Source organism: Acidimicrobiales bacterium (genome assembly GCA_035531755.1).
GTDB lineage: Bacteria > Actinomycetota > Acidimicrobiia > Acidimicrobiales > UBA8190 > DATKSK01.
In genome coordinates this window covers 1-23,167 of the sequence record DATKSK010000071.1, presented here as the reverse complement: position 1 = coordinate 23,167, position 23,167 = coordinate 1, and the positions used below count along the sequence as shown (strand labels likewise).

Genomic DNA, 23,167 nt, shown 5'->3' with positions numbered 1-23,167 from the left:
AGGACCGCATGGACATTCGCACGGAGGCCCTGATCGCAGCCTTCGTCCCCTCACTGGCGTGGCTCGCGCTCGTCTACAGCCGCGACCGGTACGAGAAGGAGCCCAAGTGGCTCGTGGCCCGGCTCTACGTCATGTCGATCATCGCCGTCGTCCTGGCGTTCGCACTGGAGTCCGCCACCCGTCCCAGACTCTCGGGCGCGGTAGGCGTCGTCCTCGGCGGCGGCCTGCTCGTGGGCCTCATCGAGGAGGGCTCGAAGTTCTCGGTGCTCGTCCTCGGCACCCGCCGGAATACCAACCTGAACGAGCCGGTGGACGGCATGATCTACGCGTCGGCCGTGGCCCTCGGCTTCGCCGGCGTCGAGACGCTGTCGTACATCCTCCGGACCTACGACGTCGCCCTGGCGTACCACCTGTCGCCGTCGACGGCATCACACCTGGCACTCACGATGACGGCGCCGGTGCGCGCCCTCGTCGGCAACCTCGGGCACATGGCATGGACGGGGATCATCGGCTACGAGTACGGCCGGTGGCGTTGCGGGCTCGGCAGTCGGCGCGCCGTGGCCGTCGCCTACGTCGTGGGCGCCTGCGGGCACGGGGCGTACGACGCCCTCCTCGGCCTCGATGCCCCGGCACTGGCGTACTCGGTGCTGGCGATGGGCGTGCTCGTCTACGCGGTGCTGTTCCACCGGGCGCTGGCCGCCTCACCCTTCCGCCATCACCAGCTGCGCGCCGTGCCCGCGCTGTCGATCCCACCGGCACCCGGATCCTCCTCGGGTGTCGTCCCCCTGTCCGTCGCGCCCCCCGGCGGCCTGGCGGTGTGGGCCCGGCCCGACCCGGGGAGCCATCTCGTCGGGCAGCTCCCGCCCGGCCTGCCGGTGCAGGTCGTGGCTCGGCTCGGCGCCTGGGCCCACGTGCTGACGTCGAGCGGCTGGTCCGGATGGGTGGACGGGCGGGCCCTCCGACCGGCGGCCCCCGACGGAGCCGGCCCTTCGTCGTGACGGGACCCGCGTCCGTCCCGGCGGCTGCGGTGGCGGCGCCGGTGTGCGCCACCGTGGGGCCGTCACCGGTGCCCACGGCCGCCGTGTCTCCGCCGTGCTTGTAGGCGCACTGTCGCCGGGGCACCATGGAGGCGACGCGACGGGAACGGAGCAAACCGCGGAACAGATGAACGTCCTTGTCGTCACGCTCGACCAGTTCCGCGGTGACTGCCTCTCGGCGGCAGGGCACCCGGTCGTCCGCACGCCCAACCTCGACCGCCTGGCGGCGCACGGCGTGCGGTTCGCGCGCCACTACAGCCAGGCGTCGCCGTGCGCCCCCGGGCGGGCCTGCCTCTACACCGGCACCTACCAGATGAACAACCGGGTGGTGGGCAATGGCACGCCCCTCGACGACCGCTTCGACAACGTGGCCCGGGTGGCGCGGCGCGCCGGGTACGTGCCGACCGTGTTCGGCTACGCGGACCAGGGGATCGACCCCCGGGTGGCGACGGGACCCGACGACCCTCGGCTGTCGTCGTACCAGGGGTTCCCCCCGGGTTTCGACGTCGGGCTGGACCTTCCCGACGATCAGGACGCGTGGCGGGCGTGGCTCGGTCGGCTGGGCTACGACGTGCCCGCCGACGGCGACACGGCCCTGGCCACGGAGCCGGACCGTCCCGCCGAGCACGGCGTCTCGGCGTTCTTGACCGACGCGCTCGTCGGCTGGCTCGAGCGTCGCGACGGGCCATGGTTCGCCCACGCCAGCTACTGGCGCCCGCACCCCCCGTACGCCGCCGCCGGTCGGTGGTCGAAGGCCTACGACCCCGACGATGTGCCGCCGCCGCTGACCGCGCCCGAGCGCGACATGCCGTTCTGCGGCAGACTCGCCGCGCCGGCGGCCCCCGCCGACGAGCGGCGCCTGCGGGAGCTGCGGGCGCAGTACTTCGGGATGGTCTCCGACGTGGACGAGCAGTTCGGGCGGGTGCTCGACGCGTTGAACACGCTCGGGATGTGGGACGACACCTTCGTCGTCGTGACCTCCGACCACGGCGAGCAGCTGGGGGACCAGGGCCGGCTCGGCAAGGGAGGACCCTTCGAGGCGAGCTACCACATCCCCGCCATCGTCCGCGACCCGCGCCGGCCGAGCACGCACGGCACCGTCGTGTCGGCCTTCACCGAGAACGTGGACGTGCTTCCCACCATCTGCGAGGCGGTGGGGGTCGATGTCCCCGCACAGTGCGACGGGCTGCCACTCTCCGGCTTTCTCGCCGGGGAGGAGCCTCCGTGGTGGCGCGACGCCGCTCACTGGGAGTACGACTGGCGCTGGGAATACATCCCCTTCGGCCCGCACTCCTGGCCGTGGGACCGTCGCCTGGAGTCCAAGCACGTGACCGTGGTGCGTTCGGACGCGGCCGCCTACGTCCAGTACGGCGGGGGTGACTGGCGCTGCTTCGACCTGGCCGCCGACCCGACGTGGCGCACCGAGGTGGAGGATCCCGGCGTCGTGCTCGAGCATGCCCAGGCCATGCTGACGTGGCGTTCACGTCATGCCGACAGGACCCTCAGCGACATGCTGCTCGTCGACGGCGGCATCGGCCGGCCTCCCGGCTCGGTGGCATGACCCCGTGACCCTCTCCGAGCTCGTCGACGTCCTCGGCTCGCTCGCGTCCGAGCCGGCGGAGCCCGCACGACGGTCTGACCGGTCCGACCGGCTGAGCGCGCTCGACCACGGGTTGCAGTGCGCCTTCGAGCTGTCGACGGTGCGGCCCGACGACGTCGAGCTCCAGCTGGCCGGGTTGGTCCATGACATCGGGCACCGGTTCGGCTCCGACGACGATCACGGCCGGTTGGGTGCCGCCTGCGTCCGCGCCCTGCTCGGTGACCGGGTGGCAGGCCTGGTCGAGGCGCATGTGCCGGCCAAGCGGTATCTGGTCACCACAGACGCGTCGTATCGCTCGCGCCTCTCCGCCGACAGCGTGCGGACGTTGGCGCTCCAGGGTGGCCCCCTCGGACCCGAGGACGCCGCCGCCTTCGCGGCGTCGCCAGTGGGGGCCGCAGCCGTGGTGCTGCGCCGGGCCGACGACGCCGCCAAAGTGCTCGGGCGGGTCGTCCCTCCACTGGCGTACTGGCTGCCGCTGCTCCGGGAGTCGGCGCATTGACGCCGCTGTCACCGGTCCGACGAGCCGTCGTCACCGGCGCCGACCTGGAGGCGTTGCGGACCTGGGCCTCGGACGTGGAGGCCTGGCCGCCGGGAAGTCACCGGTGGGGGCACTACGCCGAGCAGACCGCAACCGGCGAGGCCATCTGCCGAACGGAGAACGTGTCGGCCTGCCACGACGGCTTCGCCGGGCTCGTCCGGGGGTCGTTGTCGGCCGTGGCGGCCGCCGAGCTCGGCGTGAGCGTGGCCGACTTCAAGGACAAGCTCAACTACAAGCAGCCTGGTGGCGCCGGGTTCAGCCCGCACCAGGACCTCCTCGCCTATCCCGGCGTCGTCCGCGTGATGTCGGTCCTGCTCGCTATCGACGAGTGCAGCGCCACGTCGGGGTGCGTCTGGATCGCGCCCGGTGTCGATGAGATGCTTCCCGTCGACCATCGGGGAGTGGTGGTGGCCGATACGGCGGCGTCGCTGCCGTGGGAGCCGGCCGAGCTGGCGCCCGGCGACGCTCTGTGCATCGCCGGCCTTCTTCCGCACTTCAGCGAGGCGAACCGTGACACACGACCGCGCCGCGTGCTCGTGGCGAGCTACGCCGCCACGAGCGAGGGCTACGGGCGCGACCGCTACTACTCGACCCGCGCCCATGCCATGGAGCGGGCGACGGCCCGCGACAACCGTTTCCGCATCAGCACGCTGGCAGACTTCGAGGGCGTCGAGGTGGTCACGGCGAATCGGGCGACCGCGCAGTGCACCCATGCCCGGCCGGTCAGGACCCTCCGAGCTGATGGCCGACGTCCCGACGCCCCGGCCCACCCACCCGAAGCACAGGGGTGAGTCCCTCGCCGGGCCGACGCGGACGGGTACCGTGACCGATAAGGCCCCGTCGGGCCGCGAAAACCACACGGGAGCGGGAGGTGCGCCCATGCTCGTCACGACCGGCAGCGCTGGCACGGCGGGAGGCTCGAAAGGTATGACGGGCAGGACATGCCGACGGTTCCTGATCACCTTGCGCCGCGGCCGGGTCGTCCTCGGGGTGCCGATGGCGGTCGTGGCGGCCCTGGCGCTCTCGGCGTGCAGCCTGCACCTGTCGAAGAACGGGATCAGTGGCAATGTCCTCGGCCACAGCTTCTCCGGCTCGAGCGGGGCGCTGCCGACCGGATTCCCGTCGAACGTGCCCGTGCCCGACGGCTCGCGGGTGCTCGGGGGGGCGGGTACGAGCAACCGGTGGGATGCGGCGTTCGCCGTGACCGGCGCCGTCACCACCGGGACCGCCGCCTACGAGTCCAAGTTCCGGTCGGCGGGGTACACGCTCACCAACGTGGAGTCGGGGTCCACCCAAGTGACGGCGACCACGAGCGCGGGCTCGACGTCGACCACGGTGACGCTCACCGGCGCGTCGTTCACGGCCACCGGCTCGGGATGGACCGTCGAGGTCCTGTCCGGGAGCGCGTCGTCCAGCATCGGCACCTTACGGTCGGGCGAATTCGCCGTCAACATCACCGTCGTGCCGGAGGGGTCGGTCCCGACCTCCGCGCCCTGAGCGAGTCGAGGCGCGCAGCCGGTGCCTTCATCCTCACCATCGTCGTGAGGAGCGCCCCGGACGCGTACCCGTGAACATGTTCTTCACGGAGCTCCGTCAGACGATCGCCCCTGACAGGGCAGGTCCCCATGGACTGCTGCCACCCTTGCTCCTCGCCATGACGCTGGTGACGGGCCTCGTCGACGCGTTCAGCTACCTGGTGCTCGGCCATGTCTTCGTGGCGAACATGACCGGGAACGTGGTGTTCCTGGCGTTCGCACTGGTTGGAGCGCCCGGGTTCTCGATCGGGGCGTCGCTCGCCGCCCTGGCGTCGTTCGGCGTCGGTGCCGGGGTCGGTGGGCGGGTCGCCTCGACGAGACCGGACGACCGTGGACAACTCCTGCGCACGGGCACGACGATCCAGGCGGTCTTCGTGGCGTCCTCCGTGGCGCTGGCAGGCCTGAGCGGGCCCGCGCTCGCCGGTTCCTGGCGGTACGCCCTGATCGCCGTGCTCGGCGCGTCGATGGGGATTCAGAACGCCACTGCCCGCACGCTCGCCGTCCCGGATCTCACCACGACGGTGCTCACCTTGACGATCACCGGCATCGCCGCCGACAGCTCTGTCGCCGGTGGGCGCGGCGCGACCGCAGGGCGCCGCCTGCTCGCGGTCGCGGCCATGTTCGCAGGCGCCCTGGTCGGGGCGGTCCTCATCGTGCACGGCCAGAAGGTCTATCCGCTCGCCATCGCCCTGGCCGTCGCCGCCGTCGTCGCCTGGACGTCGCGCTCCGCCGGCCCCGATCGCGTCAGCTGAGCGTCGAGCGCCGCCCAGCGCGTCAGACCGTCAGCGCGTCAGACCGTCAGACCGGGACGAGGTCTTTGACGACGACGCCGTCGTCGACCGCAGGGGTCTGCGTACCCGCTCCTCGTTCCGCCGGTGCGATCTCCCGGAGTGAGGATTCGAGTGCTGAACGTCACATCGGAGCATTCCGGCGCAGTTCGTCAGATTTGGGGATTCATGGTCTCGGAGCGGGATGGTCAACTCTGGACTCGAGGAGGTCCTGACGCCATGGTCCGCCGCTTGGGATTCCACAGGATGCGTGTCGCCATCGGCCTGGGTGTCGCGCTCGTCGGCGCCTTCTCGGTGACCGTGGGCCTGGCCTCGCCGGCATCGGCCGCAGTCAATTGCCAGGCCACGCCTGCCCCCCTCGTGGACCTCCACGGCTGCAACCTGACCGGGGCCCAGCTGGCGGGCACCGACCTGTCAGGAGCCAACCTGGCCCGCGCCACGCTGTCAGGAGCCAACCTGGCCGGCGCCAAACTCAGCGGCACCCGTCTCGTCCACGCCGTGTTGTCCGGCACCACACTGACCAGTGCCAACCTCACCGGCGCCAACCTCACCGGAGCGACACTCGGCAACGCCGCGCTGTCGAACGCGACGCTCGATGGCGCACATCTCACCGGTGCGAACCTCACCGGTGCGAACCTCACCAACGCCAGCCTCCTCAGGGCCCATCTCGACCACGCCGTGCTGTCGACGGCCACGCTCTCGGGTGCCAACCTGATCCGCACCGCGCTCGTCGGCGCCAACCTCAGCGGGGCGAAGCTCCTCGGAACCAGGCTCGTGTACGCCAAGGCGCGAGGCGTCGACCTCGTCGGCGCCAACCTCACGAACGGCCATCTCGAAGGCGCCGTGCTCTCGGGCGCCAACCTCACCCGCGCCAACCTCACCGGCGCCACGCTGTTCAAGGCCAAGCTCATGGCGGCCACGCTGACCAATGCCAACCTGACCAACGCCACGCTCGTCCGCGCCAACTTGGCCGGTGCGGTGCTCTCCGGCGTCACCTGGACAGGAGCAGCGTGCCCGAGCGGCTCACTCGCCGGCCTGCTGGGGTGTTGACGACGCCTCCGAGGTAGCGACTGCGACACTGCCTCCACGAGGGCGACACACCACCCCGAGCCTGGACCCGGTCACCCCCGGCGCGAGGGCGTGGTTCCTCTGTCCGAGAGCCCCAGCGTCCGCCGGGGTCCGCGACGGAAACCTGGATCTGACCGTCGGGAATTGCATAACGTGGTTCCCCGTTATGCCCACACATGGCGGGACCACGGTCGCCAGGGCCCGCCGGCAACGCCGTGGGCTGCGTCCATCACGGGCGCGGGCCGTCACGCTCGTCGGGGTGATCGGCGCGGCCGTCACGGCAACGGTCGTCGTCTTCCCCGTCAGGGCGTCGGCGGACGTGAACTCCGACCAAACGCAGATCGCCCAGCTGGGGACGCGCATCGCCGAGGACGGTGCTGAGGTGCAGCGCCTGGTGGTCAGCTACGACGAGGCGCAGGCGCACGAGACCGCCATCGGGGCCGAGCTCGACGCCGCCCGGGCTCATCTCGACGACGACCGACGCGCGCAGGCCCAGGACACCGCCACGCTGAGGGCACTGGCACTCAAGAGCTACATGACCGGGGCCGGGGACGGCGCTGCGCTCGCACTGTTCGACACTCAGAACGTCACCACGCTGGCAGCCAGGCAGCAGTACGCGCAGGACGTGACCGACAGGTTCCACGACGCCATCGACGCCGTCGAGCTGGATTCGCAGCGCACCCAGTCCGCGGAGACCCAGCTGCAGGCGGCCAAGGCCCAGGCTGCCTCCAGCGTGCAGCAGTTGGCCGGCGCGCGCCAAGCAGCGCAGGCCGCGCTCGACCGCGACGACACGTTGCTCAGCCAGGTCCAGGGCAACCTGCAAGCCCTGCTGGCAGCCGCCGCCCAGCAGCGCCTGGCGGCGGCGAAAGCCGCGGAGCAGGCCATGGCCGCGCAGGCGGCCGCGGCTGCGGCGGCCCATCCGGTCACCGTGACGTTCGACCCTTCGCCAGGCTCGTACGCCAACCCCCTTCGGTCGGTCGAGGCTCTCACGCCGGAACGTATCGACCAGGGGGTCGACTACAGCGGGTACGGGCCGATCTATGCCATCGGCGACGGTGTGGTGCTGAGCACGGTGAACGCCGGCTGGCCCGGTGGCACCTTCATCAGTTACCGCCTCGACGACGGGCCGGCCGGTGGACTTGCCGTCTTCGCCGCCGAGGACATCGACCCCATGGTGGCGGTGGGCCAGTCCGTCACGGCCGGGACCGTTCTCGGCATGATGTACGAGGGCCCCGACGGCATCGAGACGGGCTGGGCCGACCCGTCGGGCGACGGCCTCAGCATGGCCAACGACGCCGGGCAGTTCTCAGGCGCCAACTCCACCGCCTTCGGGACGAGCTTCTCCCAGCTGCTCGCGTCGTTGGGCGCGCCGCCGGGCATCGCGCAGAACGATCCGTCGACGGGCGTCCTGCCGTCGGGATGGCCGGTGTGGTGAGGTGGGGGAGCCCGGGTGCGGTGACGGGGCTCCCGACCGCGCCCCAGACGAGCCCGGGAGGACGAGAGTGACGTCGCGCGCACCGAACATCGTGGTTGTCATGTCGGACCAGCACCGTGGCGACATGATGGGCTGTGCCGGGGACGACGGCGTGCTCACGCCGGCCCTCGACCGGCTTGCCGCCGAAGGGGTCAGGTTCTCGCGGGTGTCGTGCCAGGGTCCGCTGTGCATGCCGGCGCGGGCCTCGTTCATGACGGAGCGCTACGTCAGGGATCACGGCGTCTACACCAACTGGGCCGAGATCCCGCCCGATGCACCGACCTACGTCTGGGCGTTGCGCTCGGCCGGCTACCACACGGCCCTCCTGGGCAAGGCACACCTGTACCGCGACGAGATCCTACAGGCGGCACACATCGACGAATTGGCCTGGCGCCTCACCAGCCTGGGGTTCACCGAGGTCCGGGAGACCGGCGACAAGTTCCCCGGAGAGATACCCAATCGCTACACCGACCACCTCCGCGAGCGGGGCCTGCTGGACGTGTACCTGCAGCACATCGCCGACCGCAGCTACCAGGGCGACGCCGAGACCGGGCAGAACGCCACCAAGCGGGTGCCCATGTGGGACGCCACGCCGATGCCCGTTCCACTCGATGCGTACGTCGACGCCTGGCACGGCGCCGAGGCGGTCCGTTGGATCGACGGGTACGACCGTCCGGAGCCCTTCTTCCTGTTCGTCGGCTTCCCCGGACCGCACGACCCCTGGGATGCGCCCCGATCGGCAGTCGACCGCTACCGCGACGTCGAGGTGTCGATGCCACGCTCGACACGTCGGCCCACCGTCGACGGAACGGGCCGCTACGGGGCACTGCTCAACTCGTTCCTGTGGTTGTCGGACACCGAGACCATGACCGACGATGCCATTCGCGGCATGCGTCGTGCATACAGTGCTGACATCACCGTGATCGACGACGCCGTGGACGGCATTCTGGCGGCGCTCGAACAGAAGGGCGCCCTCGACGACACATGGGTGATCTACACCAGCGACCACGGCGAGATGGGCGGCAACCACGGGCTCATGTCGAAATGCGTGCTCTACCAGCCGGCGGTGCGCATCCCGCTGATCGTGCGCCCACCGGGCGGATGCCCACCAGCGGTCGTCGACGCGTTGGTCGAGCACTTCGACGTACCCGCCACCGTCCGCGAGATCGCCGGTGCTCCCGAGCTGCCCGGGGGAGAGGGCCGGTCCCTGCTCGGCTATGCGAACGGCGTCCCGCCGCCGGCGCGTTCGGTGTCGGTCAGCGAGAACTGGGGCTTCGCCTCGTTCGAGACCGACCGGTACAAGATCATCGTCGACGAAGATGCCGGCACCCCGTGTCAGCTCTTCGACCTCCACGACGATCCCGACGAGGACCACGACCTGCTCCACGACCCGCTGTCGGCCTCGACCGTGGACGAGCTCATGGAGACTCGGGTGCGTCCGTTCTTCAGCACGCCGCCCGCCCGTCCCCACGAGAGCATCTTCACGCCCTGAGGGTCCGCTCTCGAGGGGTGGCGAGGAGGATCGGCACATGCCGCCTGGCCGGTGTCGCTGGCGGTGACCGGTCCTCTCCGCGGTGCGGCCCCCGGGCCACGTGCGGGGGCAAGGGCGTCTCGACACCGAGGCGGCCGCGCAACGGGGCCGGCAGTCCCCGAGTCCACCTCGCTGGCGCGGCCGGCACCTCGCACATGCCGACCGCGTGGACTTGCCACTCGCGCGTTGGATGGGAGCAGAATGGGGATGTGATCGAGCAGCCGGGACGCCAGGACCTCGCCCGGTGGCTGGATTCGCGTCCGACGAATTACTACGAGGCGACACCCAACCTGCGGTCGGTGCTCGACATCCGGGCTGGCGTCACGCGTACCGCCTCCATGGAGCCACGCCTTCGGGACTTCGGCCGTGTGGTCGCCGAGGTCATCGATCCCGCGGTCGAGACCCTGGAGCGCCACCGCGAGCTGCCCGCTCACATCCCGTACGACGGCATCGGACGGCGGGTCGACCAGATCGAGTTCCACCCCGACTACCAGCGCGCCGGCCAGGCGGTGTGGGCGTCGGAGATCCTGGCGGTGAATCGGGGCGGACGCGGTGCTTTCGAGCAAGCGGCCTTGTTCTACCTGTTGGCACACGCGGGCGAAGGTGGCCACAGCTGCCCGGTCGTGTGCACCGCCGGTCTGGCGCGGGCGGTCGAGCGCCGGGGCTCACCCGAGCTCAACGCCCGCTACGCGTCGGGGCTCTTCGAGATCGACTACGACCGGTGCCTGCGAGGATCGCAATTCCTCACCGAGGTCCAAGGGGGCTCCGACGTGGGCGCCAACGTGACGCGTGCGGTGCCCGACGCGACCGAGCCCGGGGCCTGGCGGATCACCGGTGAGAAGTGGTTCTGCTCGGTCGCCGATGCCGACCTCTTCGCCGTGACCGCCCGCCCCGACGGCGCCGGCGAGGGCACCGGCGGTCTGGGGTGTTTCCTCGTACCCCGGAGCCTCGACGGCGCCACTCCCAACGGCTTTCGCATCCGGCGGTTGAAGGACAAGCTCGGGACACGTTGTCTGGCTTCGGCGGAGATCGATTTCGACGGCGCCCTGGGCTGGCCCATCGGTGGGGTCGAGGAGGGGTTCCGTGTCGCCGTGGAGGAGCTGCTCAACACCTCCCGGTGGCTGAACGCCGTGGGCTCGACCGCACTCATGCGACGCGCGTATCTGGAGGCCTCGAGCTTCGCGCGCCACCGCCAGGCGTTCGGGCAGGCCGTTGAATCGTTCCGAGCTGTGCGTGGGCAGTTGGCGGTGATGAAGGTTGAGGAGCAGGCCGCGCTGGCCTCGACGATGGCGCTTACAGGGCTGCTCGACGACGTCGATAGCGGCCAGGCCTCCGAACCTGAGGTTGCTGTTTACCGGCTCCTCGTCAACGCCAACAAGTACCTCACTTCGATCACCGCTACTGATGTCGTGCACCGTGGGATCGAGGTGCTCGGCGGCAACGGCACGATCGAGGACTTCTCCCCGCTTCCCCGCCTTTACCGCGATGCCGTCGTGTTCGAGAGTTGGGAGGGCACCCACAACGTGCTGTGTGCCCAGGTGCACCGGGACTGCGTCCGCCTCGGCCTTCTTGACCACGTGCTGACATGGGTCCGGGGCGAGCTGGCCACAGCTGGCGAGAGCGATGACGGCGCCTCGGTCGCTGCCGCGCTGAGTGACCTCGAGCCCCGCTTGCGACGCGCCCTGACCGAACCCGAGGGGGCTGGCGCCCATTTCCGTCGTCACCTCGACCAACTGACCCGCGTCGTCCAGGCATCGTGCTTGCTCTCGGAGGCCGTCAAAGGAGCCGACGCCGAGAAGAGGGCGGTGGTGGCGCTGTTCGTGCGTCTCCATTTGATCCCAGGACACCGTCCAGAAGAGGAACCGGGATGGCACGAGCTCGTGGAGGCCGTTCTCGGCGACGCAACCGCAGGATGACGGCCCGGCCAGCTCCGGGCGTGCTTGGTTCGCGTACCCGGGGTGGGAACCACCGCCTGTCCATCGCCATTGCCATCGCCATCGTGGCCATGGTCACCCTTCTCGGCGCATGCACATCTGCGAGCGGGCCGGCCGCAAGCGGGCGGAGTGGGGGCGGAGGCACAGCCGCGAGCCCGCCGACCGCACATCATTTCAGTGGGAACCTGACGGTGGGGGCCCTGTTCCCGCCCGGCGTTCCGGTTCACACGTGCACCGCAAGTGTGGTCGGCAGCCCAGGGCGAGATCTCTTGATCACCGCGGCGCACTGCATCGCGGGGACGGCTGCTGGGTATGTCTTCGCTCCTGGCTATGACCACGGCATCGAGCCGTTCGGCTCCTGGACGGTCACGGGGGCCTACGGTGCGCCCGGGTGGATCGCCCGGCGAGCGCCCCGGGACGACTTCGCGTTTCTCGTGGTGGCGCCGCATCAGGTCAATGGACACCCGGAACAGATCCAACAGGTCACCGGGGCCAACCAGCTCGGGACAGCGCCTGTCTCCGGTAGCCAGGTCACGGTGCCCGCCTACTCACTCGGACGCAACGACGATCCGATCGCCTGCACGACACGCGTCTACTACGACGCCGGATATCCAGCGTTCAATTGCAGCCCGTACGCGGCCGGGACGAGCGGCGCACCGTGGCTCCAGCACCGTGGCCATGGCTGGTCGGTCGTCGGCGTCATCGGCGGCCTGCACCAAGGCGGCTGTCACCCGTGGACCTCCTACAGCGCCGCGTTCGGCCCGGCTACCTTGCGTACCGCCTCTAGAGCTGCGAGGGGATCTGACGACTCGACGTTTCCACCCGTGGGCACCGACGGATGTAGTCCCGGGCTCTAGCATCCATCGTGCACCGCTGCACGTCGAGTCCGTTCATTCGATGTCCTGCTGGGGGTCGGGGGTCGCGGGGGGCGAACCGCAGCTCCCGACCTGGAAGGCCTCGGCGAGGTAGCCGTAGGCGGTGGCGACGATGGTGTTGGCCTGGTCGATGTCGCCGTTGGTCGTGGTGACGGCTGATGTGAGGGCGTTGTTGGTTCCCGCCAGGGTTTGCGTCACCACTCGTCGACCCGGCTGGTTGGGAGGCCGGTAGCCAGGCAGCACCGACTGGTCCGACTGGAGCTGGGCGAAATCACTCTGCAGTGACGTCACGTTGCCACGCAGGACACCCACCTGGTTCTCCACACCTTGCGTGGCGTCGTATTCGAGTTTCTGCGCGGTGTCGTACGCCAGTTTCTGCGCGGCGCTCGCCACCACGTGCGAGGCATCGGAGCAGATCTGGCTCTTGTTCCCCTGGGGGGCCTCGGCCAGCACCTTGTCCAGATCGGCTTGCACCTGGGTCAAGTCGGTCGTCACCTGCTGCACCGAGGTCCCCACCGACTCGACAGCTGCCGTGAGCGACGACAGATCCGAGAGGCGCTTGATGTCGGAGGCGACGGCCGTGGCGTCACTGGTGATCGCGTGCTGTTCGGTCTTCAGTGTCCGGGCGCTCGCCGCCACCTGATTGGCCTGCGCCATCTGGTCGCCCAACGCTGCGACAGCTCGGGCGTACTGCAACGCCGATGCGCTGACGAAGGTGACCGGTGCGAGAGCGCTTCCGGGTTGCGGGAAGTCCACCGTGAACGATCCTCCCGACAGGGCTCCGAACGCCGCCGGGCTGCCGTCGAAGCTCAGGCTGATCGTCGAGGCGTTGAGCGTCCCGCTCACTGCCAGCGTCCTCGTGGCCGTATTCAGGTCTGGGGCATGGCCGGTGAGGGTGACGACGTGCGCCGACCCGGTGAGTCGGCCTCCGAGGTCATGCCACTGGATGTAGTCGATGAAGTCGGGACCCGTGGCCAGGTGTCCCGGACCGACGACCTGTGCGGTCGGGCGACCGCCGGTGGCAGCCGAACCGGCAGGCGAGAGACTCCATCCGTTGCGGCTCAGCACGACGCCGCCCGCCGCGGTGACGGCTGCCACGATGGCGATGAGCGACCATCCCCAGATCCGTCGCCGCCGACGGGGTGAGGGTGCCTCGTCGCGAAAGAGGATCCGGCTCCCCTCGACCTGGGCGTACGGCTCCCAGTCCGAGAACTGCGCTGACGCGACTCGCCAGCCCTCTTCGGTGCGAGGATACCGTGAGACGAGCCGCCATCCCCACGGCCGTTTGCGCCAGATGCCGTCGAATTCGGTCGTACGACCGAGAGCGTACCGTTGGCCCTCGGCAGCGACATCGACCTTCCGCTGGGCCCAATTCACGCTTCGAGCCTATGTCGGGGTCAGGCCGGAACCGTGGGTTTCAGGAACACCGAGTGTTCCGTTGCCGGATCACCCTTCGTCGTGGAGGCGGCGGTCATGGAGCCAGGGGGATGCTTTCAAAACCTCGGCGTGACATGGAGGGAGAATCGGTCCACCACATCAACGGCATCCGGGACGACAACCGGCCTGAGAACATCTCACCGTCCTACCTCACCGTCCTACCTCACCGTCCTACCTCACGGCCTGGACCACACGTGCTCGCCGACGTGCCGTCGTCGGCGGCCGGCGCGGACGGGGCTGTGTATTGATCCGACCGCGGGCGCGGTCAGGACCCGGCACACGCTGACAGGGGGGACGATGTGGAGACTCGCGCTGCGCGACCTGCAGTGGCGCAGGCGGCGTTTCGTGATCTCGGTCCTCGGCACGTCGCTCGTCTTCACGGTGGCGCTGATCCTCGCCGGGGTGGCGAGCAGTTTCGGCGTCGAGGCCGACCGCGCCATACAGGGCTTCGGGGCTGACGCCTGGGTCGTCCACGCCGGGACCCCGGGTCCGTTCACGAGCGGCCTACCGATCCCGGATACGGCCATCGCGCAGCTGGCCTCCTCGCCCGGGGTGCGGGAAGCCGCCGGGCTCATCTACGGGCTTCAGTCCGTCGGGCCGCTCTCCCGGCCCTCGAACGTGAACCTGTTCGGCGTCAGCCGTGGGAACCTCGGTTTCCCCGCACCGGTCGAGGGTCGGCGACCCCGGCGTGACGACGAGACGATGGTCGACTCCTCCCTCGGCGACGGGCTCGGCCAGCACATCACCATGGGAACGAGGTCGTTCACCGTCGTCGGCCTGCTGCGCCACTCCACGCTGCTGGCGGGCACCCCGAACATGTTCGTCACCATGCGCGCCGCCCAGCAGCTCGTGTTCGAGGGCCAGCGCCAGGTGACTGCCGTGCTGCTGCGCGGCGAGCCGCTCCGGGTGCCCGCCCGGTACCGGCTGCTGTCGCCCGCCACCGTCAAGTCGGACATGACCAGGGCGCTCGCCAAGGCCCAGCAGGTCATATCCTTCCTCGAGCTGTTCCTCTGGCTGATCGCCGCCTGCATCATCGGCTCGGTGGTCTACATCTCCGCCCTGGAGAAGACCCGCGATTTCGCCGTGCTCAAGGCGACCGGCTCGGCCAACTCCCAGTTGATCTCCGGCATGGCGCTGCAGGCGACCGTCATCTCCCTCGGCGCCGCCGTCATCGCCGTGGCGCTCGGCGTGATCCTCGTGCCGACGTTCCCCATCGTCGTCGACATACCGGGCTGGGCGCTCGGAGCTCTTCCGGGGCTGGCGGTCGTCATCGGGCTGCTCGCCAGCGTGGCCGGGCTCCGGCGGGTGAACGCGGTGCAGCCCGCCATGGCCTTCGGGGGACCGTGATGGCCGAGCTGGTGATCCGCGACCTCACCGTCGAGTACGCGAGCGGCGACTATTCGATCCGTCCCATCGACGGGCTCGACCTGACCGTCAAGGAGGGCTCCCTCGCCCTGCTGCTCGGCCCGAGCGGTTGCGGGAAGACGACCCTGCTGTCGTGCATCGCCGGGATCCTCAAGCCGACCTCCAGCTCGATCAGCGTCGGCGGCGTGGAGGTGACCGGGCTCGAGGGCCCGGCGCTCACCGAGTACCGCCGGCACCAGGTGGGCGTGGTCTTCCAGGCGTTCAACCTCATCCCCAGCCTCAGCGCGCTCGACAACGTGGCGGCACCGATGTGGGCCGCCGGGGTGGGCGCGGCGAAGGCCCGCGCCCGTGCCGTCGCCCTGCTCGAGCGGGTGGACCTCGAGGCGCGCCTTCACCATCGTCCCGGTGAGCTCTCCGGGGGCCAGCAACAGCGCGTCGCCATCGCCCGGGCGCTCGCCCTCGACCCGCCGGTCGTCCTGGCCGACGAGCCCACCGCCCATCTCGACTACATCCAGGTCGAAGGGATCCTCCGGCTGGTCGCCGGCCTGTCGGCGGAGGGCAGGGTGGTGGCCGTGGCGACGCACGACGACCGACTGCTCGCTCTCGCCCACCAGGTCGTCGAGCTGGTGCCTCGCTTCATCGAATCCGAGCTCCGGCCCAAGCGTGTCGACCTCGACGCCGGCGACGTCGTCTTCGACCAGGGGGAGCGGGGCGATCTCATCTTCGTCGTCGACGAGGGGGCCGTGGACCTCGTGCGCCGGCACCCCGACGGCACCGAGGAGCTCCTCGCCGTGGCCGGGCCCGGCGACCACTTCGGAGAGATGGGGCCGCTGTTCGACCTCCCGCGGGCGGCCACGGCCCGGGCCCGGGAGCGATCGGTGATCACCGGGTACACGGTCCGCGCCTTCCGGGAGGCCTTCGGCGAGCAGCAGCTGAACAGGCTCTTCGGCCGCTGATGCTCTCGTGCGTTGGTCATCGTGACGTACGCGGCCTGTAGCGGTCGACCGTCATGGGTCCACCGGATCCGTCACCCAGCCGGCGATCGCTCCGTCGTGGACATCCAGGGCGGCGAAGAGCACCTGGGTGCCGTTGCGCTTGTACTCGAACTCCCTGCGCACCGCCTTGCCCGGGACGGCCGGCTTGGTGGGGTTGATGTGGGATGTGGCCTGCATGCCGGACGTCTCGTCCACTGTCCGGTGGTTGTGGGTCGACTGGTGGACGTTGAACCGTTCTCCGTTTCTCGTTCCTCGACGAGAACGACCGCCTTCGGCACCTTGCCGAAGAGCTTCGTGACGCGGGTGACGGCGGCGGCGAGCATGGGCGCATCGGGTGGGTTGCCCTTCTCAACAAAATGGTCGAGGAAGGGTGAGCAATGATCCACCCGGCGTGATTCAGCATTGCGCGATCATGAGGGGCGGACGGCGAGCGACAAGGGTGGGCTCAACATGGCGGACATCTTCCTCTCCTACTCGCGGCAGAACAGCGACTTCGTAACGCGCCTGAGCGATGCGCTTGCCGCACACGGCAAAGACGTGTGGCTGGACCTCCACACCATCGCCGACGGCGAAGTCTTTCCCGACGCCATCCGACGGGCCATCGAAGAGTCAGAGGCATTTGTCTTCGTCATCAGCCCGGCATCCCTGTCGTCGGCCTACTGCGGGCACGAGGTGGACCATGCCGCCAGTCTCGGCAAGCGCATCGTCCCCCTGATCTACGAGGTCGTTCCCGACGACGAGATCCCGACCGCGATTGCCGAGCGCAACTGGATCCCGTTCGTCGACGAACGCGAGTTCGAGCGCTCCGTCGATCGGCTTGTGGTGGCCGTCGACACCGATCTGGAGTACCGCAAGGAGCACACCCGGTGGTTGGTCAAGGCGGCCGAGTGGGACCGGGAGGGCCATGACCGCAGCTTCCTGCTCAGGGGTAACGAGCTGGCCGCCGCGGAGGGCTGGCTGGCCGGGGCCCAGGCTGAGGCCGACCCGCCACCGACCGAATTGCAGCGCTCGTACCTGCTGGTTAGTCGGCAGTCGAACCTGCGTCGCCAGCGAAGGTTTGCCGTGGGTGGGGTGTCGGTTGCGGCGGTGGCCATCGCCCTGCTGGTCTTCGCCCTCATCTCTCGAAGCCAGGCCGTCACCGCCGAGACGACGGCCAGCTCCCGGGCGCTGGCCGCCGAGAGCCAGAACCTGCTCACGTCGGACCCCGAGACGTCCGTCCTGGTGGCCAGCAAGGCCCTCGAAGAGTCCCCGACGCCCGACGCCCTCTACGCGGTGCGCCTGGCCCTCGACCACTCGACCGTCGAGCGCGCCCTTCCGCTGGCCAAGTCGGCCACCAACTGCGAGCCGGTGGCCCGATTCGACGTGCATGAGCCGCTGATCCTGCGGGTGGCGGTGGGTGGTCAGCTGACCGCCTACCGGGCATCGACCGGCACGGTGGCCTGGCACGAGACCCTGGCCGGGGCGAATTCGTGTGTGCTCGCTTTCGACCCCGCCCACGACCTGGCCGCCGTCGCCGTCGCGAAGGTCGTCGATCTGGTCGACCCGTCGACCGGCACGGTCACCAGGCAGCTGACTCCGGCCCACCTGTCCGGTCCATCGGCCACCGGCAGTCCCGGCACCATGGCCTTCAGCCAGGACGGTTCCCAGCTGGCGGTCCTGACCAACTCCGACCAGATCGAGCTGTGGAACGTGGCCACCAGGACCGGTCGGATGCTGAGCACCACGTTCCCCATCCTCTACGGCATGGCCTTCGTGGCCGATGGCTCGGAGATGGTGCTCGGGACCCAAGCGGGGACGTTCCTCGTGGTGGACACCACGACCGGTCAGGTGGTGCGCACACTGACCGTGGGAGTTCCGGGCGACGCCGTCGAGGTGGCGGCCAATCCGGCCGGGAGCACGCTGGCCGTCGCCGACAGCACGGTCTCGAGTACCCGGACCACTGTGGTGACGCTGTGGAATACCGCCACATGGACGCAGCAGTCCACCCTGGCCCATTTCGGCGTGATCGGCGTCGAGACCCTGGCCTTCAGCCAGACGGGAGACCGGTTGGCCATCGGGGAGGCGGACGGGGCGGGAAGCGTGTGGTCCGTGCCGCACCAGGACGAGCTTGCTCCACTCCTCGGTCAGACCTCCGACCTCGACGCGGTGTCCTTCAGCCCCGACGCCACGAGTGTCCTGGTGTCCGCCTGGGACGGTTCAGCTCGCATCTATCGGGCGACCGGCCCGGGCGTGGGAACGGTCGGGCTGAACACCGGCGCGCTCGCCCCGGCGTCCTTCGCCTGGGGCGCCCACACGTTCTCGTCGGTTCTCATGTCCAATACGGGCACCTGCGTGCCGTCCTGCCAGTGGACGACGTGGTCGTGGCCGGCAGGTGTGCCGATCAAGCAGCACGCGCTCAGCACCGACCCCAACGCCATCGTCGCCACCTCGGGGGCGACCGTCGCCGTGGCCGTACCCAACGGCTCGGGCCCCAGCTGGACGGTCACCGTGTCGGAGGGTACCGACCTGCGCCCCGTCCGTACGCTCAGCGGCGTGCCCCTCGGCCCGGTGGGGATCGTGACCCCCGCCTTCATGGGTCTGACCGACAACGGGCGCTACCTGGAGCTGGCCCTGGCCGGAGCGACCACCAAAGGTGCGCTGCTACGCACCTACGACGTGCTCACCGGCCGAGCCGTGGCCACCCGGCTCTTCGCCACCCCGACCACGGCGGTGTGCGGCGTCAACAATGCGACGGCCAACACGAAGGGCACCGTCGACGTGCTGCTCGACTTCTGTGGTCACATCTGGACGATCGACGTGGCTGTCCACTCCAAACCGCTGCTGCTCAATTCCGGCGGCCGGGCCTCCGCCCTCGCCTTGAATACCGCGGGGACCCAGCTGGCCGTCTCCTCCTGGGACGGCATTGCCAACGTCTTCGACCCGCGCACAGGACGACGGCTCTTCCAGCTGATCGGCAGCACCGGGCTGACCGACATCGCTTACTCTCCCGACGACCGCTACATCGTGACCACTTCCATCAGCGGTGACGTCCAGACGTGGAGCGCCGACAGCGGACGGTTACTCAGGAGCCAGAGCGATCCGAGCGACGCATGGCTCATCGCATTTTCGTCACCGAGCCGGTTCTCGACCCTGGACAACGACGGTGAGCTCCGGGTCTGGGACGTGTGCAGCGACTGCCAGGACCCCGGCCCGCTGCTGCGGACGGCCCAGCACGCCGTGGTGACCCCCTTGACCGCGGCCGAGAGCCAGCAGTCGTCAGAGGGCTGAAGTCCCGGGCCGCCGGCCAGGCGCGCCTCGCCAGTAGGAGACTGTTGAACAAACGGCATCCTTCGAGGTCACAGCCTCGGACGGCGTGATCCACCGAGTTCGAGCGAGTCGGAGGGGCATATCCGGCGTCTGAAGGCGACGTTCATCCGCCGGAGCGTGGCCATCGACGAGAGGCTGAGCTGATTCCTCTCGACTCCACGGAATCTCACCCGCCGGTGATACCTCAGGACGTGGCGCGCGAAGTGGCATCCTGGCCCGGGCAAACCCCGCCGGTGGCAATGGCTCGCTCGAGACTGTGGAGCCTCCCGAGACCAAGTACGTGAGCATCGGCGACGGCGATGTCGCCTACCAGGTCTTTGGCGAAGGCTCTCGCGACCCCTGAGCATCCTTGGTGTTGCGTTTCCCGTGGTCGAACTCGCGACAAATGCGGGAACGGTTGGATGCTCCCGTGAGCGTCCTTACGGGAGCAGCTCGAAGGCCGCCACATGGCTCGGCCGTATGACGCTGAAGTGCCTTCGATCCAACGTGGCGACCTCACTGATCTTCAAGCGTTCGGCTGCTGTCACGACGGAGGCGTCCACCGCGCCGAGCGGAAGGTCGCCGTAGCGCGCGGTCAGCTCGGCGATGCGCAACCAGTCACCGGCGAGGACAGGCTCCGGGGTCAGCGCGCCGGCAGCGAGATCGCCCAGGAACCGGACCTCTGGTGCGATGCCGAGGCGCGTCGCGACGAGGTGGGTGACCTCGCTCACGACGAGGACCGGGACGAGCAGCGGCCCAGGGTGCGTCTCGAGCAGCTCGAGGCACTCGGCGTGGTGACGGTCGTCGGCGTCGATGTACGCGTACAACGGGCCGGTGTCGATCAGGAGTGCGATGCCCCGAGCTCCTTCGACAGGATCTCCTCGACACGCTCGGAGATGTCCTGGTGCCCGCTTCGCCCGGCGCCCGCTGCGAGGAGGTGCCGCTTACCTTGTCCGTCCGACCCGCCGAGGTACAGGTCGATCGCGTCGCGGGTCAGCTCGGACACCGTGCGACCACGGCGTTCTGACTCGTGACGCAGTCGAGCGTCGAGCTCGTCTGGCAGCTTCACGGTAGTGCGCTTCATGGTATGCCAGCATACCATTGAGATCAGGTGGAGCTAGCGGGAATGCTTTCGAACCCGACGACGCCCTCCTGACCCTTCTTGACCTCGACAATTGCCCGCCGAGGCCTGGCGGGGGCACGCCGTCGATGCGGGCCTGCTCCCCATGACGGCGACGCTGGCGATGGTGGTGGTCGAGTTGGAGGCCATCGACGAAGCACGCCTCGTGCTTGAGGGGATGGAGCCGTTCTGGTCCAGGTGGGCGGCGTGGGGAGGATTGGGGACGCTCGGTCCGGCGCCGCTCGCCATCGCCCGGTTGCGGGCCCTGCTCGGGGACGCCGAGGGGGCGGAGGAGGCGTTCGCGGAGTCCATCGCCCGGTGCCGGGCGAGCGAGTCCCCGTTCTTCCTGGCCGACTCGCTTCTCTACCTCGGCCCCACACGGGCTGCGCGCGGGGATTCGGGGGCCGCTGTGACCGCTCCTGTGCAAGAGGCAGTGCAGGTGGCGAGAGAACGGGGCTACGGAACCGTCCTCCGTCGCGGCGAAGCCGCCCTGAGCACCGCGTCGTAGCGGACAGCGCCGTCGTGAACAGCGGCGCCGACGGCGCCGTAGGTGTGCTCGCGGTGCAGCTCGCAAAGCTGCACCGATTGCTCGATACACCCCCGAGCTACCGTCGGTCATGCGTGAGAGGCAGTGCGATGAGTGCGGGAGGATCTTCCACCCGTCCAGTCGGCATCTTCGGTGTCCAGCCTGCAGGGCCAAAGACCTGTGTGCTTGCGGGAAGGCAAAGCAAGCCAAATCGGAGACGTGTGGAGGCTGCAGAACCGAAGTCGGCGATGCCAATGGGAACTGGAAGGGGGGGCGTACGCGGCATAAAGCCGGCTACGTCATGGTGCGAGTTCCTGGGCACCCGCGGGCGGGACGGAGCCCATACGTGTTCGAACACATCCTGGTGGCCGAAGAGCTACTTCGGAGGTATCTCGTGGAGGGAGAAACGGTCCACCACATCAACGGCATCCGAGACGACAACCGACCTGAGAACCTCGAACTCTGGACGCGTCCACAGCCGTCGGGCATCCGGGTGAGCGACGCCGTAACTTGGGCGCGGTCGATCTACGACCGTTACGTGGATGTCGGCGCACCTCCAACGGTGCTCACGGTCTCCCCTGAGCATCCTTGGAGGTGGCGGGAATCGAACCCGCGTCCTTCAGCTTCTCATCGGGCCTTCTCCGAGCGCAGCCAGCGGCTAAGTCTCGGGTCCTGCGCCGCCGCCGGCGAATTCGCAGGTCCCCAGCCGATCTTTGGTGTCCCTGGCGGCCGGTCGGCGGAACCGTTCAGGTAAGCCCCACTGAATGACGCCCGCTACCGGCCTGCGGGGCTGAGACCGGACGGACGGGCTACCTCTTAGGCAGCCATGGCGAGCGTAGGCTCGGCATTTGTTTTGGTTTCCGGCTCTTTAACGTGGCTCCGGAGACCACGGCTCGCTTCTCCCGAATCGACGACCGAAGTCGAAGCCAATCACCCCCGTGTGTCTGTCACGGAACTGCGGCGCAGCCCTCGACCCCCATCCTACTGGCGGGCCGTCGTTCCGGCGGCACGCCCCGCCAATCACGGCGGCTCGCCACCGAGGGGAAAGGCCAGGCGGAGAGTCTCTCCAGGCGTTGTCGCCTGCCACCGGGTCAGCGTCGCCAGCACCCGACGGGCCCGGGCCACGATCTCGGGCGCCACGGCTGCCGGGAGCGGCTGCCCGCGCTCGGCGCACAGCGCATCCGCGGCGGTGACGTACCCGTGATCGTCCTCGTCGGGCGAGCCAGCTGGTGGTGGGAAAGGTTCATGAGTCCCCCGGCCACCTGGAGCTCAGGCAGGTGTAGTTCCACGAGCGGGTCGGTGCGCCTCGACCCTCGGGGCGCTTGCCGTCGCCGGGTCGCGCGTCTCGAAGTGCGCTCCGGCGGCGACGAGGCCCCGGAAGCCGAGGGGCAACTCGACGAGCGATTCCACGACGACGTGGGCGATGTCGTGGGGGAGGGCGGGGCCGTCGTCGGCCATGGCGTGGTATCCCACCACCTTGTCGTCGAGCACGGCCGTGATGTGGTGGCGCCGCCCGTCGCCGAACGTGAACGCCAGGCGCACGATCGAGGCCGGTCGGTCAGTAGCGCTCGCGGCTCGCGCCACGAGCCACGTGCTTGCCCGCCGCGCTGCGGGCCTCGCGCGCCGCATCACGCTCGGCGTCACGGGAGGCGATGGCGTGGCGCTTGTCGTACAGGCGTCGGCCCTTCGCCAGGGCGAGCTCCACCTTCGCCCTGCCGTCCTTGAAGTAGATGGAGAGCGGCACCAGGGTGAGCGACTGCTGCTGCGTCTTGCCCATGAGCTCGTCGATCTCTCCCCGGTGCAGGAGCAGCTTGCGCCGCCGCTCGGGCTCGTGGGCCCCGAATCCCGCGGCGTGCTCGTAGGGCGGGATATGCACGCCCAGGAGCCAGGCCTCCCCGCCTTCGACCCGTGCATAGGCGTCGGCGAGCGTCACCCTGCCCGCTCGCAGCGACTTCACCTCGCTCCCCTGCAGCGCGATGCCGCACTCAAAGGTCTCGAGGATGTCGTACTCGTGCCGGGCGCGCCGGTTGCGGGCGACGGTGCGGAACCGGTCGCTCCC

General features: G+C 69.6%; 20 protein-coding genes and 1 other RNA gene. 14 read left to right on the top strand and 7 right to left on the bottom strand.

The genetic code is table 11. From position 1 onward, the window contains the following. Positions 1-8 precede the first annotated feature (8 nt). The 10 genes from VMV22_14090 to VMV22_14045 all read left to right on the top strand — a co-directional run bounded on the left by VMV22_14090 (position 9) and on the right by VMV22_14045 (position 11,487). Positions 9-998 (top strand): PrsW family glutamic-type intramembrane protease, encoded by a 990-nt coding sequence (locus VMV22_14090; GenBank protein ID HUY23461.1) that lies wholly within the window; start codon positions 9-11, stop codon positions 996-998. Between the two features lie 166 nt (positions 999-1,164). Then, entirely contained in the window at positions 1,165-2,598 is a 1,434-nt protein-coding gene (locus tag VMV22_14085; protein ID HUY23460.1) for a sulfatase-like hydrolase/transferase, read from the top strand. Between the two features lie 4 nt (positions 2,599-2,602). After that, positions 2,603-3,136, top strand: a complete 534-nt coding sequence (locus tag VMV22_14080; protein HUY23459.1) for an HD domain-containing protein — start codon at positions 2,603-2,605, stop codon at positions 3,134-3,136. Next, positions 3,133-3,966, top strand: a complete 834-nt coding sequence (locus VMV22_14075) for a phytanoyl-CoA dioxygenase family protein (protein HUY23458.1) — start codon at positions 3,133-3,135, stop codon at positions 3,964-3,966. Before VMV22_14080 ends, VMV22_14075 begins: the two co-directional genes overlap by 4 nt. A gap of 136 nt (positions 3,967-4,102) precedes the next feature. Continuing rightward, positions 4,103-4,672, top strand: coding sequence for a hypothetical protein (locus tag VMV22_14070; GenBank protein HUY23457.1), 570 nt, complete (start codon positions 4,103-4,105; stop codon positions 4,670-4,672). Between the two features lie 76 nt (positions 4,673-4,748). After that, positions 4,749-5,462, top strand: a complete 714-nt coding sequence (locus tag VMV22_14065; protein ID HUY23456.1) for a YoaK family protein — start codon at positions 4,749-4,751, stop codon at positions 5,460-5,462. Positions 5,463-5,744: 282 nt separating this feature from the next. Next, a complete protein-coding gene (locus VMV22_14060; GenBank protein HUY23455.1) occupies positions 5,745-6,548 on the top strand; it encodes a pentapeptide repeat-containing protein in 804 nt (267 codons plus the stop codon). A 277-nt stretch (positions 6,549-6,825) separates the two neighbouring features. Beyond that, positions 6,826-8,001, top strand: coding sequence for a hypothetical protein (locus VMV22_14055; protein ID HUY23454.1), 1,176 nt, complete (start codon positions 6,826-6,828; stop codon positions 7,999-8,001). Position 8,002: 1 nt separating this feature from the next. Next, complete coding sequence (locus VMV22_14050; GenBank protein HUY23453.1) at positions 8,003-9,532, top strand: sulfatase-like hydrolase/transferase; 1,530 nt, start codon at positions 8,003-8,005, stop codon at positions 9,530-9,532. 248 nt (positions 9,533-9,780) lie between these two features. After that, positions 9,781-11,487: an acyl-CoA dehydrogenase family protein gene (locus VMV22_14045; GenBank protein HUY23452.1), complete on the top strand. Its 1,707-nt coding sequence runs from the start codon at positions 9,781-9,783 to the stop codon at positions 11,485-11,487. 908 nt (positions 11,488-12,395) lie between these two features. On the opposite strand, the gene VMV22_14040 is transcribed toward VMV22_14045, so the two are convergent. Next, entirely contained in the window at positions 12,396-13,757 is a 1,362-nt protein-coding gene (locus VMV22_14040) for a hypothetical protein (GenBank protein ID HUY23451.1), read from the bottom strand. 357 nt (positions 13,758-14,114) lie between these two features. On the opposite strand from VMV22_14040, the gene VMV22_14035 reads away from it, so the two are divergent. After that, positions 14,115-15,164, top strand: coding sequence for an FtsX-like permease family protein (locus VMV22_14035; protein HUY23450.1), 1,050 nt, complete (start codon positions 14,115-14,117; stop codon positions 15,162-15,164). Next, positions 15,164-16,138, top strand: coding sequence for an ATP-binding cassette domain-containing protein (locus VMV22_14030; protein HUY23449.1), 975 nt, complete (start codon positions 15,164-15,166; stop codon positions 16,136-16,138). Before VMV22_14035 ends, VMV22_14030 begins: the two co-directional genes overlap by 1 nt. A 51-nt stretch (positions 16,139-16,189) precedes the next feature. Here VMV22_14030 and VMV22_14025 read toward each other — a convergent pair whose 3' ends face one another. After that, positions 16,190-16,354 (bottom strand): hypothetical protein, encoded by a 165-nt coding sequence (locus VMV22_14025; GenBank protein HUY23448.1) that lies wholly within the window; start codon positions 16,352-16,354, stop codon positions 16,190-16,192. Between the two features lie 225 nt (positions 16,355-16,579). Here VMV22_14025 and VMV22_14020 point away from each other — a divergent pair, with 225 nt between their 5' ends. Continuing rightward, the gene (locus VMV22_14020) at positions 16,580-19,444 is read left to right on the top strand and encodes a TIR domain-containing protein (protein HUY23447.1); all 2,865 of its coding nucleotides are present in this window, start codon (positions 16,580-16,582) and stop codon (positions 19,442-19,444) included. A 458-nt stretch (positions 19,445-19,902) separates the two neighbouring features. On the opposite strand, the gene VMV22_14015 is transcribed toward VMV22_14020, so the two are convergent. After that, complete coding sequence (locus VMV22_14015) at positions 19,903-20,289, bottom strand: PIN domain-containing protein (protein ID HUY23446.1); 387 nt, start codon at positions 20,287-20,289, stop codon at positions 19,903-19,905. Positions 20,290-20,303: 14 nt separating this feature from the next. Then, entirely contained in the window at positions 20,304-20,546 is a 243-nt protein-coding gene (locus VMV22_14010) for a CopG family transcriptional regulator (GenBank protein HUY23445.1), read from the bottom strand. A 91-nt stretch (positions 20,547-20,637) separates the two neighbouring features. Here VMV22_14010 and VMV22_14005 point away from each other — a divergent pair, with 91 nt between their 5' ends. Next, positions 20,638-21,090 carry a hypothetical protein gene (locus tag VMV22_14005; protein ID HUY23444.1) on the top strand — a complete coding sequence of 151 codons (453 nt, stop codon included), beginning with the start codon at positions 20,638-20,640 and terminating at the stop codon, positions 21,088-21,090. Positions 21,091-21,696: 606 nt separating this feature from the next. Here VMV22_14005 and ssrA read toward each other — a convergent pair. From ssrA to smpB, 3 genes are all read right to left on the bottom strand, one after another. Next, positions 21,697-22,046: a transfer-messenger RNA gene (gene ssrA / locus VMV22_14000) on the bottom strand. Between the two features lie 331 nt (positions 22,047-22,377). After that, positions 22,378-22,692, bottom strand: coding sequence for a hypothetical protein (locus tag VMV22_13995; protein ID HUY23443.1), 315 nt, complete (start codon positions 22,690-22,692; stop codon positions 22,378-22,380). Beyond that, a partial coding sequence (gene smpB / locus VMV22_13990; GenBank protein ID HUY23442.1) for an SsrA-binding protein SmpB occupies positions 22,667-23,167 on the bottom strand: 501 nt, incomplete at its 5' end. The genes smpB and VMV22_13995, both read right to left, overlap by 26 nt.

What these genes read in the sequence shown, in the direction of transcription:
- VMV22_14035 (HUY23450.1), top strand. Translation starts at nt 14,115, where the DNA reads ATGTGGAGACTCGCGCTGCGCGACCTGCAGTGGCGCAGGCGGCGTTTC.
- VMV22_14070 (HUY23457.1), top strand. Translation starts at nt 4,103, where the DNA reads ATGACGGGCAGGACATGCCGACGGTTCCTGATCACCTTGCGCCGCGGC.
- VMV22_14010 (HUY23445.1), bottom strand. Translation starts at nt 20,546, where the DNA reads ATGAAGCGCACTACCGTGAAGCTGCCAGACGAGCTCGACGCTCGACTG.
- VMV22_14085 (HUY23460.1), top strand. Translation starts at nt 1,165, where the DNA reads ATGAACGTCCTTGTCGTCACGCTCGACCAGTTCCGCGGTGACTGCCTC.
- VMV22_14060 (HUY23455.1), top strand. Translation starts at nt 5,745, where the DNA reads ATGCGTGTCGCCATCGGCCTGGGTGTCGCGCTCGTCGGCGCCTTCTCG.
- VMV22_14090 (HUY23461.1), top strand. Translation starts at nt 9, where the DNA reads ATGGACATTCGCACGGAGGCCCTGATCGCAGCCTTCGTCCCCTCACTG.
- VMV22_14065 (HUY23456.1), top strand. Translation starts at nt 4,749, where the DNA reads ATGTTCTTCACGGAGCTCCGTCAGACGATCGCCCCTGACAGGGCAGGT.
- VMV22_14025 (HUY23448.1), bottom strand. Translation starts at nt 16,354, where the DNA reads ATGCAGGCCACATCCCACATCAACCCCACCAAGCCGGCCGTCCCGGGC.
- VMV22_14030 (HUY23449.1), top strand. Translation starts at nt 15,164, where the DNA reads ATGGCCGAGCTGGTGATCCGCGACCTCACCGTCGAGTACGCGAGCGGC.